General features: G+C 71.3%; 14 protein-coding genes. 4 read left to right on the top strand and 10 right to left on the bottom strand.

Annotation, left to right across the window (positions count from 1 at the left end; translation table 11 throughout):
- Positions 1 to 11: 11 nt before the first annotated feature.
- A complete protein-coding gene (gene purF, locus KZQ38_RS00925) occupies positions 12 to 1,535 on the bottom strand; it encodes an amidophosphoribosyltransferase (protein ID WP_219437415.1) in 1,524 nt (507 codons plus the stop codon).
- 105 nt (positions 1,536 to 1,640) lie between these two features.
- A complete protein-coding gene (locus tag KZQ38_RS00920) occupies positions 1,641 to 2,372 on the bottom strand; it encodes a maleylpyruvate isomerase N-terminal domain-containing protein (RefSeq protein WP_219437413.1) in 732 nt (243 codons plus the stop codon).
- Positions 2,373 to 2,513: 141 nt separating this feature from the next.
- Between KZQ38_RS00920 and KZQ38_RS00915 the strand changes: the two genes are divergently transcribed.
- On the top strand, positions 2,514 to 2,819 hold the full coding sequence (locus KZQ38_RS00915; RefSeq protein ID WP_308258186.1) for a DUF2563 family protein: 306 nt from the start codon (positions 2,514 to 2,516) through the stop codon (positions 2,817 to 2,819).
- A gap of 34 nt (positions 2,820 to 2,853) precedes the next feature.
- On the top strand, positions 2,854 to 4,842 hold the full coding sequence (locus KZQ38_RS00910) for an alpha/beta hydrolase (protein ID WP_219437409.1): 1,989 nt from the start codon (positions 2,854 to 2,856) through the stop codon (positions 4,840 to 4,842).
- Between the two features lie 11 nt (positions 4,843 to 4,853).
- Here the strand turns inward: KZQ38_RS00910 and KZQ38_RS00905 are convergent, their stop codons facing one another.
- From KZQ38_RS00905 to KZQ38_RS00880, 6 genes are all read right to left on the bottom strand, one after another.
- Complete coding sequence (locus KZQ38_RS00905; RefSeq protein WP_219437407.1) at positions 4,854 to 5,201, bottom strand: hypothetical protein; 348 nt, start codon at positions 5,199 to 5,201, stop codon at positions 4,854 to 4,856.
- A 30-nt stretch (positions 5,202 to 5,231) separates the two neighbouring features.
- Positions 5,232 to 5,615: a sterol carrier family protein gene (locus tag KZQ38_RS00900; RefSeq protein WP_308258185.1), complete on the bottom strand. Its 384-nt coding sequence runs from the start codon at positions 5,613 to 5,615 to the stop codon at positions 5,232 to 5,234.
- A gap of 305 nt (positions 5,616 to 5,920) precedes the next feature.
- The gene (locus KZQ38_RS00895; protein WP_219437405.1) at positions 5,921 to 6,724 is read right to left on the bottom strand and encodes an ESX secretion-associated protein EspG; all 804 of its coding nucleotides are present in this window, start codon (positions 6,722 to 6,724) and stop codon (positions 5,921 to 5,923) included.
- Between the two features lie 90 nt (positions 6,725 to 6,814).
- The gene (locus KZQ38_RS00890) at positions 6,815 to 8,155 is read right to left on the bottom strand and encodes a PPE domain-containing protein (protein ID WP_219437403.1); all 1,341 of its coding nucleotides are present in this window, start codon (positions 8,153 to 8,155) and stop codon (positions 6,815 to 6,817) included.
- Positions 8,156 to 8,175: 20 nt separating this feature from the next.
- Positions 8,176 to 8,565 carry a transcriptional regulator gene (locus tag KZQ38_RS00885; protein ID WP_219437401.1) on the bottom strand — a complete coding sequence of 130 codons (390 nt, stop codon included), beginning with the start codon at positions 8,563 to 8,565 and terminating at the stop codon, positions 8,176 to 8,178.
- Positions 8,566 to 8,672: 107 nt separating this feature from the next.
- Positions 8,673 to 9,254 (bottom strand): DUF3558 domain-containing protein, encoded by a 582-nt coding sequence (locus KZQ38_RS00880; protein ID WP_219437398.1) that lies wholly within the window; start codon positions 9,252 to 9,254, stop codon positions 8,673 to 8,675.
- A 135-nt stretch (positions 9,255 to 9,389) separates the two neighbouring features.
- On the opposite strand from KZQ38_RS00880, the gene KZQ38_RS00875 reads away from it, so the two are divergent.
- Positions 9,390 to 11,990 (top strand): glycosyl hydrolase 2 galactose-binding domain-containing protein, encoded by a 2,601-nt coding sequence (locus KZQ38_RS00875; protein WP_219437396.1) that lies wholly within the window; start codon positions 9,390 to 9,392, stop codon positions 11,988 to 11,990.
- A 24-nt stretch (positions 11,991 to 12,014) separates the two neighbouring features.
- A complete protein-coding gene (locus KZQ38_RS36850) occupies positions 12,015 to 13,052 on the top strand; it encodes an alcohol dehydrogenase catalytic domain-containing protein (protein WP_219437394.1) in 1,038 nt (345 codons plus the stop codon).
- Positions 13,053 to 13,087: 35 nt separating this feature from the next.
- Here the strand turns inward: KZQ38_RS36850 and KZQ38_RS00865 are convergent, their stop codons facing one another.
- Together KZQ38_RS00865 and KZQ38_RS00860 are read right to left on the bottom strand one after the other, a co-directional pair.
- Complete coding sequence (locus tag KZQ38_RS00865) at positions 13,088 to 15,226, bottom strand: putative bifunctional diguanylate cyclase/phosphodiesterase (RefSeq protein ID WP_219437392.1); 2,139 nt, start codon at positions 15,224 to 15,226, stop codon at positions 13,088 to 13,090.
- A gap of 120 nt (positions 15,227 to 15,346) precedes the next feature.
- Entirely contained in the window at positions 15,347 to 16,159 is an 813-nt protein-coding gene (locus KZQ38_RS00860) for an SAM-dependent methyltransferase (protein ID WP_308258184.1), read from the bottom strand.
- Between the last annotated feature and the right edge of the window lie 75 nt (positions 16,160 to 16,234).

The raw sequence follows: 16,234 nt of genomic DNA, 5'->3' as shown, positions 1-16,234 counted from the left end.
GGGCATCCATTTCAGGGCCGTTGAAGGGCGTCCTCGGCACCGTACCCGTTCGGCAGCACGGGAGCGGCCGAGCCCGCGACGCCCCGGATGCCCTCCAGCAGGTGCTTGCCGATCAACGCGTCCTCCGGCAGCGGGATCGGGTACTCGCCGTCGAAGCACGCCGCGCACAGCCGCGACCTGGGCTGCTCGCTCGCCGCGACCAGCTGCTCCAGCGACACGTAGCCCAGCGAGTCCGAGCCGATGGACCGGCGGATGCCGTCGTTGTCCAAGCCGTTGGCGACCAGTTCCGCGCGGGACGCGAAGTCGATGCCGTAGAAGCACGGCCACTTCACCGGCGGCGACGCGATCCGCACGTGCACCTCGACCGCGCCGGCCTCGCGCAACATGCGGACCAGCGCGCGTTGCGTGTTGCCGCGCACGATGGAGTCGTCCACGACGACCAGCCGCTTGCCCCGGATCACGTCCCGCAACGGGTTGAGCTTCAACCGGATGCCGAGCTGCCGGATGGTCTGCGACGGCTGGATGAACGTGCGGCCCACGTAGGCGTTCTTGACCAGCCCCGACCCGTACGGGATGCCGCTGGCCTGCGCGTACCCGATGGCCGCGGGCGTGCCGGACTCCGGCACGGGGATCACCAGGTCCGCGTCCACCGGGTGCTCCTGCGCCAGGCGGCGACCGATCTCGACCCGCGTCGCGTGCACGCTGCGACCGGCGATCGTCGTGTCCGGGCGGGCCAGGTAGACGTACTCGAAGATGCAGCCCTTCGGCTCCGGGTTCGCGAACCGGGACGACCGCAGGCCGTTCTCGTCGATGGCGATCAGCTCGCCCGGCTCGACCTCGCGCACGAACGACGCGCCGACGATGTCCAGCGCCGCCGTCTCGCTCGCCGCCACCCAGCCGCGCTCCAGCCGGCCCAGCACCAGCGGGCGCACGCCGTGCGGGTCGCGTGCCGCGTACAGCGTCGACTCGTCCGAGAACACCAGGCAGAACGCGCCGCGCAAGGTCGGCAGCAGTCGCATGGCGGCCTGCTCGATGCCGATGTCCGCGGCCTCCGCCGCGAGCAACCCGCACACCAGGTCGGAGTCCGTGGTCGCGCCGTGGCCGGTGTCCACACCGGCCTCACGCGCGCGGGCCAGCAGCTCGGCGGTGTTGACCAGGTTGCCGTTGTGCCCCAGCGAAAGGCCGGAACCGGTGGCCGTGGTGCGGAACGTCGGCTGCGCGTTCTCCCACGTCGTGGAGCCGGTGGTGGAGTAACGGCAGTGGCCGACGGCCACGTGACCGCGCAGGCTGGACAGCACCTGCTCGTCGAACACCTGGCTGACCAGGCCCAAATCCTTGAAGACGACGACCTGGCTGCCGTCGCCGACCGAGATGCCGGCGGCCTCCTGACCCCGGTGCTGCAACGCGTACAGGCCGTAGTAGGTGAGTTTGGCGACCTCTTCGCCGGGCGCCCAGACACCGAAGACACCGCATTCCTCGCGGGGCTCGTTCTCTTCGGTGTCGGTGCGGCCGGTTGCTGACTGGTCGGTGACCACCGAGTGCTCCCTAGCGACGCGGGCAGGCTGCAACCCGAGTGTAAGGCGAACGGGGGGTGAACCACCCCCATCAAGCACGGCGGTAAGTGACCAAACGCACCCCGCTCAGTCCAGTTTGAGCACGCTCAGCAGGCTCTGGTCACCCACCGCGTCGAGCGGCAGCCTGCCCCACAACCCGTAGTGCACGAGCAGTGCCTCACCGGTGACCTGGAGGTCCGCCTCCACGCCCGGCCACGCGGTGCGCAACTCCGGCACCGCGCCGGGTGCGAGCGTCACCACCCACGCCTCCGGGACGTCGGTCAGCCGGACCAGCACGGTGCCCCGCGCGTCCGGCGGCACGTCGGTGGCGTACTTGGCGGCGAGCAGCGTGCCCAGCGACTCCTCGATGCCGTCCACCGCGAAATCCGCGTCGCCGTCGACGAGCTTGCGCAACGCGGCCTGGGCGTCCCAGCGGCGGAGGTCGAGTTCGTGCGCGATGCGGCGGTGCCACACCCACGCCAGGTCGGGGGCGGCGGGCGAGAACGTCCACGCCGGGCGGTTGCCGGGTACCTCGGGCAGCACGCGCGCGGCTAGCGCGAGTTGTTCGTCCAGGTACGCCAGCGGCGCGACGCCGGTGGGCGGCGGTGGCAGGCGGAGCTGGACGGTGCTGCCGCTGCGCAGGTACTCCAGGGAGGTCTGGAGGAACCGGCCGACGTGCAGGGTCAGTTCGGTGAACGTCCAACCGGGGCAGCTCGGCACCGGCGCGGCGGGGTCGGCCTCCCCGACCGCCGCGCGGAACAACGCCGACTGCTCGGTGAACTTCTCGGTCCACCGCTGGGTGGTCCAACTTCCGGACACGGGCTGCCTCCTGTGGGGGATCGGGGTCATCGTGCCGTACGTGCTTTCGCGTGGTTCGGGTTCCCGGGAACCGGTGATCCGGAGCCTGCGTCGCACTGGGCAGGGCTCTAGCGGCACGAAGGGTGGGGGACCGTGTTCGGTGTGCGACCAGAGACGTTGCGCGCGGCGTCCAAGGAGTTCCACGACGGGGCGGACGCCGCGGGCGACGGGGCTGAGCTGATCTCCATGCTGAGGCTTGACGCGGACGCGCTCGGGCAGGTTCCCGCGGCCGCGGAGTTCGTCGACGCGCTGGCCCGGTGGAGCGGTGAGCAGTCCGACGACCTGCGGCGGGGAGCGGCCTGGTACCGCGACGCGGGTGACGGGCTGACCGAGAACGCCGACACCTACCAGCGTGCCGACGACGATTCGACCACCTCGTTCCGCGACATCGAGGGAGGGCTCGCGTGAGCCGCGACACCTGCTGCCGGGAAGGAGCCACCGCGTGAGCTACGCAGACCCCGAGGTCCTGTACGGCCAACTCGCCGCGGGTGACGCGGGCCGCGTCGCCGCGGCGGCCGACCCGATCACCGGCGCGCGGAGCGCGGTGGGCCGCGCGGGCGACGCCGTGACCTCCGGCGGCAACACCGCCACCGCCACCTGGCAGGGCGGGTCCGCGCAGAAGTTCGCCACGCGGGCCGAGTTGTCCAGCCGGTCCGCCGCCGTCGCGGGCGAGCGGCTGGGCGCGGGCGCGGAGATCGTCCAGGCCGCTTCCCGCGCGTACGCGCAGATGCGGGGCAGCGCGGACCAGCTCATCGACTTCTGGCGCGGCCGGTCGCCCGCGCTGGACGAGGCGCAGACCCGCGAACTGGCCGCGAAGGTCAACGAACAGCTCAACAACGTCAAGAACGGCTACGAGAACGCACTGCGGTCCTACGCGTCGGCGTTCGCCAAGGTCCGGCCCGGCTTCCAGGAGACCGCGGGCAAGGACGCCGGCTGGTCGAACGCCGTGCGGGTCATGGGTTCCGCCGCCGCCACCGTCCCCGGACCGGGCACCGATCCCAAGCAGGTCGCCGCGTGGTGGAAGTCGCTCACCAAGGAGCAGCAGGACGAGTTGCTGCGCACCAGGTTCCAGGAACTCGGGCAGCTGCGCGGCCTGCCGTCCGACGTGCTGGACCACGCCAACCGCGCCCGCATCCAGGACGACCTCCAGCGCTTCGGCGCGGAGCGCGACCGGTTGCAGGAGCAGATGGACGAGCGGGCGCGTGAACTCGGCCTGGACCCGAAGAAGTCGGGCGACCTCACGAAGCTGTTGAACGACCCGCGGTACGCGTCGTTGTCGGAGCAGCGCCAGGAAGCCGCCACCAAGGCCGAGAACGCGGAGAAGGTGCAGAAGAGCATCGCCGACGCGGAGAAGCTGGCCAAGGAAAAGGGTTGGTACAAGCCGGACGGCACGCCCGACGTCCGGATCATGGCGTGGGACCCGTACGGCCCGCGTGGCGACGGCGCGACCGCCATCGCGTACGGAAATCCCGACACGGCAGCCAACTTGGCAGTGTGCGTGCCGGGCACGGGGTCCACTTTGGACAGTTTTTCGGTGGACCAGGCGGGGAACCTGCGGCACGCCATGGGCGCCGACGGCAATGCCACCATCCAGTGGCTGGGTTACGACGCGCCGGGCTGGTCCATCGGTGAGGTCGACAACCCCGCGCAGGCCAAGGAAGGCGGAGCGAACCTGGTGGCCGACGTCGCCGGGTACCGCGCGGCGGGCGTGCCCGGTCAGCACCTCACCGTGATCGGCCACTCCTACGGCTCCACCACGGTCGGCTACGCCGGGATGAACGGGCTCGCCGCGGACGACATCGCGTTCGTCGGCTCGCCCGGTGTCGGCGCGTCCAACGCCAACCAGCTCTCGGTGGGACCCGGCCACGTGTACGCGGGAGCCACCGAGCACGACCCGGTGGTGCAGGGCACCAGTTCCGACTGGTTCACGGCGGACGGGTCGTCCGTCGGGCCGTACGACGACCGGTTCGGGGCGAAGGTCTTCGGCACCACCGACGGTGCCAACGCGCTGGGCGCGCACTCGCAGTATTACCACCCGGGTTCGGAGTCGGTGGACAACCTGGCCAAGATCGCCACCGGCAACGGCGGCTCGGTGACCGACCAGAAGTGGTACGACTCGCCGCTCGGGCCGTCGCTGCCGGGGTCGCACGTGCCCGGTCTCGGGCCGGTGGTCGACGGTATCGGGGGCACGGTCGCCGGGACTGCCGAGTTGGTCGGGGACGTGGGGACCGGTCTCTACGACGCGGGGCGGGAAGCCGTGCGCGGCAACTGGTCCGAGGCTGGGACCGGGTTGGTGAACACCGGCAAGGAGTTGGTCAACGACACGGTGGACGTTGTCGTTGGAGGGGTGGGGGACGTCGTCGAGTTGGGGCGGGACGCGGTGGAAGGGGTCAAGGGGGCCTGGGACAAGACTGTTGGGTCCTGGTTCTGAGGCTTGGCCCTTCAGCGGCTTCGGCAAGACGTGACGGTGGTTTGCACCCCGCGCTGGTCGAAGCCGCTCTGGTCCGACTGCTTCACCTTGCACGTGACCCGGTCCCCGACGCGTACCCCGTCGGGGAGCTGGTCGAGGTTCGCGATCCTGGTCGAGATCGGCTCCAGGGACTTCGGCTCGTCCTGGTCGATCTCCAGGTTCGCGTACGGCGGTTCGGTCCTGCCCATGGAGTCCTGGCTCGGGTTGAGCCGCGTCACCTTGAACGCGACGTCGCCCTCCCACTCCTTGCCGCCGCTCCCGCACGCGGCCAGGAGGAAGCCTGACAACGCGATCGCTGAGATGAGCTTGAGCGCATTCACCCGATCGAGCTTAGGTGGTGCGGAGGGCTGTCAGAGCTGGAAGCGCAGAAGTGGCAGGTGGGCTGACAAGTCGGCCCGACTCCCCGAAGCGGTGACCCGACCGGACTCCACCGCGTCCGCCCACGAGAGTCGGCCGGTGGCCAGTTCCAGCCACGTTCGCGGGTCGGTTTCCACCACGTTCGGCGGCGTGCCCCGGGTGTGCCTGAGCCCGGCCACGCACTGGATCGCCGCGAACGGCGGGACGCGGACCTCGACGCTGCGACCCGGTGCCTGGTGTTCCAGGGTCCGCAGGCTCGTTTTGACCGCCGCGGCCAGGACCGGGCGGGGAGGCTGGTCCGCCTCGCCTGCCAGCCACGGCAGGGTTTCGCTCACGGCGGCGCGGGTTTCCTCCGCGGACGGCGGTTTCTGGGGCACGGGTGTCCACGGTAGTCGAGGGGCGCGAGAGGAGCTGCCGGGGAAGAGCTGCCGGGGAAGAGCTTAAAAGCGTCCTCGCCGGACGGGCAGACCGCCAAGGAGTTTGAAAGAGCCGTCGTGTTCTCCCCGTATGGCCTGGTCAGAGACAACCACCCTCGTTCCCTGGGCGCAAGCGAAAAGCGTGCTTGCGCCCAGGGAACGAGCGCGGTTCGCTGGCGCGCAGGCCATACGGGGAGAACACGACGGGGGGACTGGTGTGTGGCAAGCCCCCACCGCGTGTGTGCGGAGTTCCAGTCCGCTTTGGCTCAGGAGGCGGAGCGGACGGCTTCTGCCAGTAGTTCCTCCACCTGGTGCGTCAGGCGGCGGGCGTCGGTGGGGGTGAAGGTGCTCCACGGGGCGGAACCGTTGGAGGAGCGGCGTTGTTGTAGGTAGCGGCCGTCTTCTGTGTCGAAGAAGGCCACTACGCGGTCCGGGCGGCAGCGTTTTCCGTACTTGTCACGGGCTGCCGCGCCGAAGTTGCCGGTGTGGACCAGGCCGGTGAACATCTTGACCAACGTGGTCGCGTCCTCCTGCCGGACGCCGTGGTTGCGCAGTGACGCCTCAAGGCTTTTCGGTGAGCCGTCGGAGTTCTTGACCGCTGCTTCCAGGTCCTCGCTCGGCATGGTCACCGAGTGGCCGGTGCCGGCGGGGTGGGTGGGTAGCGTGCTCAGCACCGCGGTGGGCAGGCCGGTGCCGGCAGCTCTGCGGAACGTGAGCTGGTCGTCAGCCAGGGTGGCCACCGCGCCGTGGTCGCCGTTCGCCACGGCCAGCACGCGGATGCTGCGCCCCACCCAGACGCGGCCGTCCACCTCGCGCTCCGGGCGGAAGAAGAGGCGGAGCAGGTAGTCGAGTTCGGGGTGCAGGCCGGTGGGACCGCCCAGACCGCGTGCGCCGATCGACTGCCAGACGCGGCGTTCCAGGTCCGCCCGCTCCTGGTGCGACTTGCCCGGTGACGGAACTTTGATCACCAGTGGCATGGGGCCCAGGTTCAGGCGTTCCCACAGCACGTCGAACTCCTCGGCGGAGAGGGTGATGGGTTCCCTCTCGGCCGGCCCCCCGAAATACGTCACTGCTGCTCCAGGTCCCAGGTCCGAGGTCCGATGCGGTCCAGGCCAGGTCCCGGAAGCGGGACCTGGCCTGGTGTCGTGTCGCTTCTACTTCTACTGCTGCGGCGTCTCGCCGATCACCGGCGGTGCGACCAGGCGGTCGTCACCGAACACGTTGTCTGCCTCGACCAGGTAGTCGGCCGACTTGTGCTCGATGTCCTCCTCGCCGTTCTGGCCCCGACCCGCACCATGACCGCCCGCACCCGTGCCGGTGCCGGTGCCGGGAGCACCCGGGCGGCCCGGGGCGCCGTTGAAGGCGCCGGGAGCACCGGGGGTGCCGGGGGCACCGGGAGTCGCGGGGCCGAAGCCGCCGGGGGTGGGGAGGGGGCCGCGGCCGGGGGCCGTGTTCTGGCCGCCGGGGAGGCCGTTGCCGCCGGGAGCGCCGGGCAGGCCGCCGCCGCCCGGTGTGGGGCCGAAGGGTCGTCCGAGGGGGTTGCCGTTCGGGCCGCGGGGCGGCAGTTGCGGGCGTCCGCCCTGGTTCGGCGGGAAGGCCGGGGGCTTCCAGTTGACCGGCGGGTGGCCGCCGTTGGGCGGGGGCACCGGCAGGTTCGGCGGCTTGGGCAGCGGCGGTGGGGTCGGGTTGGGGTTCTGCGTGGGTGGCGGCGTCCACGACGGGACGGTCGTGCCGCCACCGCCGCCCGGCGGCGTGAACGGGGGCGGTGGGGGTGTCGGGCTCACCGGGGGCGGTGGGGTGATCGGCGTGGGGTTCGGGGTCGGCGTGGGGTTCGCCCACGACGTCCTCGTGGTGCCGTCGCCCGGCGGCGTCCAGGTCTGCTGGCTGGTGTAGTTCGCGCTGCTCTGGTTGTAGCTGCCGGGGCCGCCGGGGGGCGGGGTGTCGATCACGACCTGGGGCGGCGGGACGAACTCGCCCAGGGTGCCGCTGTTCCACTCGCTGTTCGACTGGTAGTTGTTCATCACCTCGACGGCCTTGGCCTCGGCGTTCTCCTGCGCCGCTTCCTGGGCCTCGTGGTCCTGCTGCTGCTTGATGACGTGCATCATGCCGACCGGGCCGGTCAGCGCGCCGGCGATCTTGTCACCCACGGACGGCGCCTCGGTGGTGACCTTCACCGGCTCGGGCATCGACTTGCGGGCGTCCGCCACGTACTCGCCCTGGAGCTGCGCGGACGTCTTCATCGTGTCCGAACCCTGCTTCGCGTCACCCGCCCACTGGGCGAGCGGCGACAGGGCGGCCTGGGTCTCCTCGGCCGTGGAGCCCTCCCACTTCGCGCCGAGCTTCGCCAGCGCCGCGTGGATCGACTCGTCCACCTCGGCCAGCGCCTCGGACAAACCCTTCCAGCCGTCCTCCACCGGACGAGAGGCGGCGACACCCGGCCCCTCGTTGATCATGCGGTGCAGATCGGGGTGGGCATAACCACGCCAGCGGTGGTCACCCATCGTGTTCGCCCCCCTCGGGCTCAGTTGTTGTTGATGCGGCCCCAGGCCGCGACGTTGTCACCCTCGACGCGGCGGTAGTCCGCCTCGATCGCCGTGAGCTGGTCCACCACGCCCCGCAGTTGCTGCCGGTACGCCAGGATCGCCGTGAACGCCGCCGAGTCGCCGCGCTCGAACGTGTCCCGGTTGAACGCGTCCGCGGTTTCCTTGCTCACCGGGTCACCCGCCCACGGGTGGGCCTCCAGCGCGTCCATCGCGTTGCGGATCACCGGCTCCAGCCGGTTGAGGGCGTCCATGAACACCTTGCGCGCCTCGGGGATCGCAGACGGGTCGACGCTCAGCTTCTGCTGCGTCCCGCTGTACTCCGGCGGCGTCTTCGCAGACCCCCCGCCACCACCATCCGCGATGAACACGACACACCCTCCTCAGTGCTGCACACACCCCATCGTGCGCATGACTTTAACTCTGATGCGTGACGATGGTCTGCGGTTCCGCGTGCTAATGGACCAGTTTGCTCGTCTTACTTGGCCATCAGGTTGGTCATGACGGCGCCGGCGACCTGTGGCGCCAGCGCGCAGAGCTGGTCGATCGGCGTCTCGCCGAAGCTCGCGACGTTCGCGTTCACCATCTGCCCGTCGGACACGTCCACCGCCACGGTGCACGCGGGCCCCGTGGTCTTGGCCTTCACCAGCACCGCCGGGAAGCCGCCGACCTCCAGCTTCTCCGCCTCGTCCCGCTTGGCGCTCTCGGTGTAGAACTCGATGCCCTTGTCGACGATGACGGTCGTGCCGACGATGTACTTCCCGTCGCCCCGGTTGTAGTGGCACGTCGACCAGTTGAAGATCGGCACGGTCCCCTTCTGCGGCGGCTGGTCCGCGCCGAACTCGGTCCGCTGCGCCTCGGTGAGCATGGTGCACGGGTCGAGGTCCCGGACGTTGATCGTCTTCGGGCGCTTGGCGGGTGACTTCGCCGTGCTGGTGGTGCCGGTGGTGGTCGTGGCCTTGCCGGAGGTGGTGGTGCCGGCGGTGGGTGAACCGGTCGTGGTCTGGGAGCAGGCGGCCAGGAGCAGCACTGCGGCGAAGATCGGCACGGCACGGCGCATGACGCCCAACGTATCCGATCGGTGGGCACGGAGCGTCGCGAACGACAGCACCGGTGTCACTCCATAGCTGCCTTGTCGGGTGACCCGGTAGCGGAAATTCTCGAACTGCCGCCGTCCTGACCCCGGGGAGGAGTCATGCGCTCACGGGCGATCGCGCTCGTGGCGGCCCTGGCGCTGGTGTGCGCCGTGCCCGCCGCCACCGCCGAACCGGCGGACTCGCGGTTCACCACCGACTCGACACCGGGCGCCACGTCCGCGGTGCCCGACTGGCGGATGCAGTCCGGTGCACGCGTCACCGGCGACGGCGCGGCGATCTCCACCGCCGGCTACGCCGACGGGGGCTGGCTGACCGTACCCGCCCGGTCCACCGTGCTCGCCGGGCTGGTCGCCAACGGCCGGTACCCCGACCTCAACCGGGGCGACAACCTCAAGCTGGTCGACCCGGCCGACTTCGCCGTGCCCTGGTGGTACCGGCGGGAGTTCCGGGCCGAGCCCGAACCGGGCACGCACACGTTCCTCCGGCTCAACGGCGGCGTGATCGCGCGTGGCGAGGTGTGGCTCAACGGCACGCTGGTCGCGGGCGCGGACCGGGTCGTCGGCGCGTACCCGACGCACGAGTTCGACGTCACCGGCCTGCTCCGGGACGGCGTCAACGCGCTCGCCGTCCGCGCCTCGCCCGCCAACCCGGAGCGCGAGGACCTGGCGATCCACTTCATCGACTGGACGCAGCTGCCGCCCGACCGCAACCAGGGCCTGTTCCGCCACGTGGAGTTCGCGGCGAGCGGACCGGTGTCGTTGCGCCACCCGCGTGCCACGGCCGACCTGCCGCTGCCCAGCCTCGCGTCGGCGACCGTCACCGTGGAGGTGGAGGCGCGCAACAACACCGACGCGCCGGTGGAGGCCGACGTGTCCGGCACGATCGGGCAGGCCCCGTTCAGCCGGCGCGTGCCGCTGGGCGCGCGGGAGACGCGCACCGTGACCTTCGAGCAGGTCATCGAGCGACCGCGGGTGTGGTGGCCGTTCCAGATGGGCGGGCAGCCGCTGTACCGGGCGTCGCTGGAGGCACGTGTCGACGGCTCGCGGTCGGATCTGGCCGCCACCACCTTCGGCGTGCGCGAGGTGACGTCCGGCCTGGTGGACGGCGGGCGGCAGTTCTCCGTCAACGGCAAGCCGTTCCTGGTGCGTGGCGGCGGGTGGGCGTCGGACCTGTTCCTGCGCACCGACGTCCGGCGCATCGAGGACCAGCTCGAGCTGGTGCGGAGCATGGGGCTCAACACCATCCGGCTGGAGGGCAAACCGGAGAACGACGAGTTCTACGACCTGGCCGACCGGTACGGGATCATGGTGCTCACCGGCTGGGAGTGCTGCTCCAAGTGGGAGGACTACGACTCGTTCGACGCCGAGGACACGCGGGTCGCGGGCGAGTCGGCGGAGAGCGAGGCGCGCCGCGTCCGCAACCACCCGTCGTTGCTCGGTTTCCTGATCGGCAGCGACAAAGCGCCGCCCGCCGAGCTGGAGCGGGTGTACCTGGACGCGCTCGGCCGGGCCGGGTGGGACCTGCCGGTGATCTCGTCGGCGAAGGCGCTGGCCTCGCCGCGGCTCGGCCCGCCCGGCATGAAGATGGAGGGCCCGTACTGGTGGGTCCCGCCGAACTACTGGTACGACAAGCGGCTCGGTGGCGCGTCCGGTTTCGCGTCCGAGATCGGTCCGGGGCCGGCGGTGCCGGAGCTGGACGAGCTGCGCAAGTTCCTCACGCCGCAGGACATCGCGAAGCTGACCGACTACAACGCCACCCAGTACCACCTGTCGCGGTCGGCCACGTTCAACAAGTTCTCCTTCTGGGGCACCGCCCTGGACGCCCGGTACGGCCGGCCGTCGACACCGGAGGAGTTCGTGCGCCGGGCGCAGCTCGCGAACTACGAGACCAACCGCGCGCAGTTCGAGGCGTTCGGGCGCAACGCGTCCGACCCGACCAGGCCCGCCACGGGCGTCATCCACTGGATGCTGAACAGCGCCTGGCCGACCATGTTCTGGCACCTGTACGACTACTACCTGGCCACCGCGGGCTCCTACTTCGGCGCGAAGGCGGCGTTGCGCCCGTTGCACGTCCAGTTCTCCTACGACGACCGGTCGCTGGCGGTGGTGAACACCGGGCTCGCCGACGTGCCCGGGTTGCGCGTGCGGGTGACGTTGTTCAACGCGGACGGCACCGTGCGGGCGGACGAGACGCGGCCGGTCACGGCGCGTGCCAACGGCGCCGTGCGGGTCGGCGAGCTGCCGCGGCCGGACGGGCTGTCCGAGGTGCACTTCGCGCGGCTGCTGCTGACCGACGCCCGCGGGGACGTGGTCGACCGGAACGTGTACTGGTTGTCCACCAAGGCGGACCAGCTCGACTACGCCGCGTCCACCTGGTACCACACGCCGCAGACCGCGTACGCCGACTACACGGCGTTGAACCGGCTGCCGGCGGGGAAGCTGTCGGTCCGCACGTCGTCGTCCGCCGGGTCGACCGACGTGACGCTGCGCAACACCGGCCGGACGGTGGCGTTCTTCGTGCGGGCCACCGTGCGCCAGGGCGCGGGTGGGCCGGAGGTGTTGCCGGTGGACTGGAGCGACAACTACGTGACGTTGTGGCCGGGTGAGTCCGTGACGTTGCACGCGACCTATCGGCCTCTGGGCGACACGCGGCCGTCCGTGGAGGTGTTCGGGCACAACGTCTCACGAATCGTGCGCTGACGGCCCGGAACGTAGCCTCGCCACGTGGACGGCACGCGACGGGTGAGAGCGGCGCAGGTGGTTCCGGGCTGCCCGGAACGGGCCCGCGTGGTCGACGTGGAGTTCGTCGGGCGCGCGGACGAGGTGGTCGTGGACGGGCTGCTGGTCGGCGTGTGCGGCACCGACACCGAGATCGTGCGTGACGGCTTCGGCGAGCCGCCGCCCGGCCGGGAGGAGCTGGTGCTGTTCCACGAATCCCTCGGCCGGGTGGTCTCCGCGCCGGCCGACGCGGACGTCCGGGCCGGTGACCTGGTGGTGGGCGTCGTGCGGCGGCCGGACCCGGCGCCGTGCCCGGCGTGCGCGGCGGGCGCGTGGGACTACTGCCGCAACGGCCGGTACCTGGAGCGCGGCATCAAGGGCCTGGACGGGTACGGGGCGCGGCGGTGGTCCGTGCCGCCGGGGTTCGCGGTGCGGCTGGACCCGGCGCTGGGTGACGCGGGCGTGCTCGCCGAGCCGGCGTCCGTGGTGGCGAAGGCGTGGGCGCGGGGGCGGCGGGCGTGGGAGGAGGCGCACGTCGCGCCCCGGACGGCGCTGGTCACCGGTGCGGGGCCGATCGGGTTGCTCGCGGCGTTGCTCGGCGTGCGGCTGGGTTTGGAGGTGCACGTGGTGGACCGCGTGGCGGACGGGCCCAAGCCGGACCTGGTGCGTGCGCTCGGCGCGCACTACCACCGGGAGGTGCCGGACGTGGCGGTGGACGTGGCCGTCGAGTGCACGGGCGCGCCGTCGGTGATCTGGTCGGTGGTGCGCCGGTCGTCCGTGCTGGTCCTGGCGGGCCTGACAGGCACCCACGACCCCCTGCCGCTCGATCCGGCCGTGTTCGACGGTGTCGTGCTGGGGAACAAGGCCGTGCTGGGCACGGTCAACGCGGGTCTGGCCGACTACCGGGCGGGTGCCGCGGCACTCGCCGAAGCGGACCGGTCGTGGCTGGCCGGTTTGATCACCCGTCGCGTGCCGTTGGAGCGGTTCACCGACGCGTTCGAGAGGAGAGATGACGACGTGAAGGTGGTAGTGGACCTGGCCTAGGGCTCCTCGACACCAGCCCCGCCTGGAGCCGAGCCCTAACGGCGGCGGAGGAGTTCGTCTATGTCGGCGGGCTTCATGGGTTTCGCGAAGAACCAGCCCTGGCCGGTGTCGCAGCCGATGCGGTGCAGGCGCTTGGCCTGCGCGGGCGTTTCCACGCCCTCCGCGGTGACGCCGAGTTGGAGCGCGTGCGCGAGCTGGACCAGCGTCGACACGATCTGCACGTCGACCGCGTCCTCCTCGTCGGCCGCGCGCAGGCCCTCCATGAACGACCCGGCGATCTTCAGCTCGTGCACCGGCAGGTGCTTGAGGTAGGCGAGGTTCGAGTAGCCGGTGCCGAAATCGTCGATGGCGATCCGCACGCCCATGTCGGACAACGCGCGCAACGCCTCCAACGGCTCGTCCGCGGTGCCCATGACGGCGCTCTCGGTCAGCTCCAGCTGGAGGTGGTGCGGCGGCAGGGCGCACTCGTCCAGGATGCGCTTCACGTCCCGCACCAGCTCCGGGTCCCGGGACTGGCGCACCGCCAGGTTCACCGACACGAACGGCGCGGCCTCGCCGAACTCCTCCAGCCACCGCCTCGCCTGCCGGCACGCCCGGCGCAGCACCCACCGACCGAGGGGCACGATGAGGCCCGTCTCCTCGGCCAGCTCGATGAACCGGTCCGGCGCGAGCCGCCCGAACTCCGGGTGCTGCCAGCGCACCAGGGCCTCGACCCCGACGACCGTGCTGTCCTCCAGCCGCACCAACGGCTGGTAGTCCACGTAGAACTCGTCGCGCTCCAACGCGGCGGGCATGGTCGCGGACAGCGTGAACCGGGCGACCTCCTTCGCGTTGCGGTCCGGGTCGTACAGCGCCCACCGCGACTTGCCGTCGGCCTTGGCCCAGTAGAGCGTGATGTCGGCGTCGCGCATCAGGTCCGCCGCCGTCGTGCCGGACAGCTCCCGCTCCACGATGCCGATCGAGGCCGACACGGTCAGCTCGTGGCCACCGATCCGGATCGGCGACTCCAGTTCTCGTAACACGCGGTCCGCCACGTCCACGATGTCCTGCGTGTCGCGCGAGCCCTCCACGAGGATGACGAACTCGTCGCCACCCATCCGCGCCACCAGCTTGCCGTCACCGGACACCGAGTGGTCCAGTCGCCGGCCCACCTCCACCAGCAACTGGTCGCCGATGTCGTGGCCGAGGCTGTCGTTGATCACCTTGAACCCGTCCAGGTCCAGGTAGCACAGCCCGGCCCGCCGCCGCGCCCGGTTGTTGAACACGCGACCCAGCCGCTCCAGGAACAACGCCCGGTTCGGCAGGCCGGTCAACGGGTCGTGCAGCGCCTGGTAACGCAGCCGGTTCTGGAGCAGGTGCCGGTCGGTGACGTCCTCGATCATCGCGACCTGGTACTGCGGCTCGCCGTGGTCGTCGCGGACCAGGGACAGCGTCAGGTGCGTCCACACCTGCTCGCCGTCCGCGCGGCGGAACCGCTTCTCCGCCCGGTAGTGGTCGCACTCGCCCGCGGTGAGCTGGTCGTACAGCCGCCAGACGGTCGAGCCGTCCTCGGGGTGCATCAGGTCCCGGATGTTGTACTGCCGCATCTCCTCGACGCTGAACCCGAGCATCTCCTGGAGCGCCTGGTTCACGTCCAGGATGCGGCCCTCGATGTCGGCGATGCCGATGCCGATCGCCGCCTCGGTGAACATCGCCCGGAACCGCGCCTCGGACGCCCGCAGCGCCGCCTCGGCCTGGTCGCGCGCGTCCAGCACGGCCGCCCGGATCGCCTCCTGCTCGGCCAGCGTCCGCTCGCGCAGCGCACGCGCGTACCCGGCGGACAACGCGCCCTGGAGCGCGGCCAGCCGCGAGCGCATCAGCTCGTCGGGCGCGATGCCCAGTTCGCCCAGCAGGTCGTCGCCGAGGAGCTGGATCGTGCGGCCCAGCGTGTCGGTGCCGGTGAAGTGCGCCTCCACCAGGCGCGCGCCGATCTCGTAGCCCGGCGCGGTGCGGAACGGGGTCGCGTGCAGGGCGTGCACCAGGACCTCGGTGAGCGCGCGGAGGTGCTCCGCCACCTCGGCCCGCGTCATCGGGACGTAGCTGCTGCCGATCACCGCGGTCGCCCAGGTGCGGGCGAACGCCTCCGCCCCGGCCAGTACGGCGGGGTCGAGGTTCGATCGGCCCGGTGCTGCCACCCGATGGTCAACCTGTTCCGTCGTCATGTCCGCCGGCCTACCGCCACAACCGAGAGGATACGACCGGTCGCACGACGCGGTCGACCGCCAGGGTCCGGACGGTTTCGCACGACACCACCATCAGGGCTTCCGACCCACCGCGGCGTACCCGATGAAGTGCGTCGCGTCGTCGCCCAGGTCGTCCGGCGACTCGGGGTGCCACAGCGGCAGCCGCGCGACCCCGGGCGCCACCAGGTCGAAGCCCTTGAACAGGCTTTCCACGGAACTGCGGTCGCGGTAGGTGATCGGGCTGACGCCCCGGTTGTAGAGGCCCTTCGCGTCGTCCCAGGCCGGGTCCCACTCGCCGTCCTCGTGGCCGGCGTGCGACACCGCGAGGAAGCTGCCCGCCGGGATGACGTCCCGGTAGGCGGCGACCACGCCCGCCGGGTCCTCCGCGTCGGGCACGAAGTGCAGCAGCGCGACCATCAGCACGGCGATCGGCTGGTCGAAGTCCAGCATGTCGCGCACCTCGGGCGAGTCGAGCACGGCACGCGCGTCCCGCACGTCGGTCTGGAGCACGCCGACGAGTTCGTTGCCGGTCAGGATGGCGCGGCTGTGCGCCACGGCCACCGGGTCGATGTCCACGTAGACGACCCGCGCGGTGGGGTCCACCGACTGCGCGATCTCGTGCACGTTGCCGACGGTGGGTATGCCGGAGCCGAGGTCGAGGAACTGCCGGATGCCGTGCGCCAGCAGGTACCGCACGGCACGCCGGAGGAACGCCCGGTGGTTCAGGATGACGCTCCGCAGCACGGGCACGTCCGCGATGACCTTGTCGCCCACGGCGCGGTCGACGGCGAAGTTGTGCGCGCCGCCCAGCCAGTAGTCGTACACCCGCGCGATGCTGGGGCGGCTGAGGTCGATGTCCCCCGGCGCCCAGACGGGCCGCTCCACGCCGTCCAAGTGTTCCCCCTCGGCTCGCGGTGACCCCCACATCATGGGCCAATCCGGTGAGCCGGGACACCGCCC

The organism is Saccharothrix obliqua (genome assembly GCF_019375475.1).
Classification (GTDB): Bacteria; Actinomycetota; Actinomycetes; order Mycobacteriales; family Pseudonocardiaceae; genus Actinosynnema; species Actinosynnema obliqua.
The sequence above is the reverse complement of the archived record's forward strand: the minus strand, read 5'-3'. Positions and strand labels throughout refer to the sequence as shown.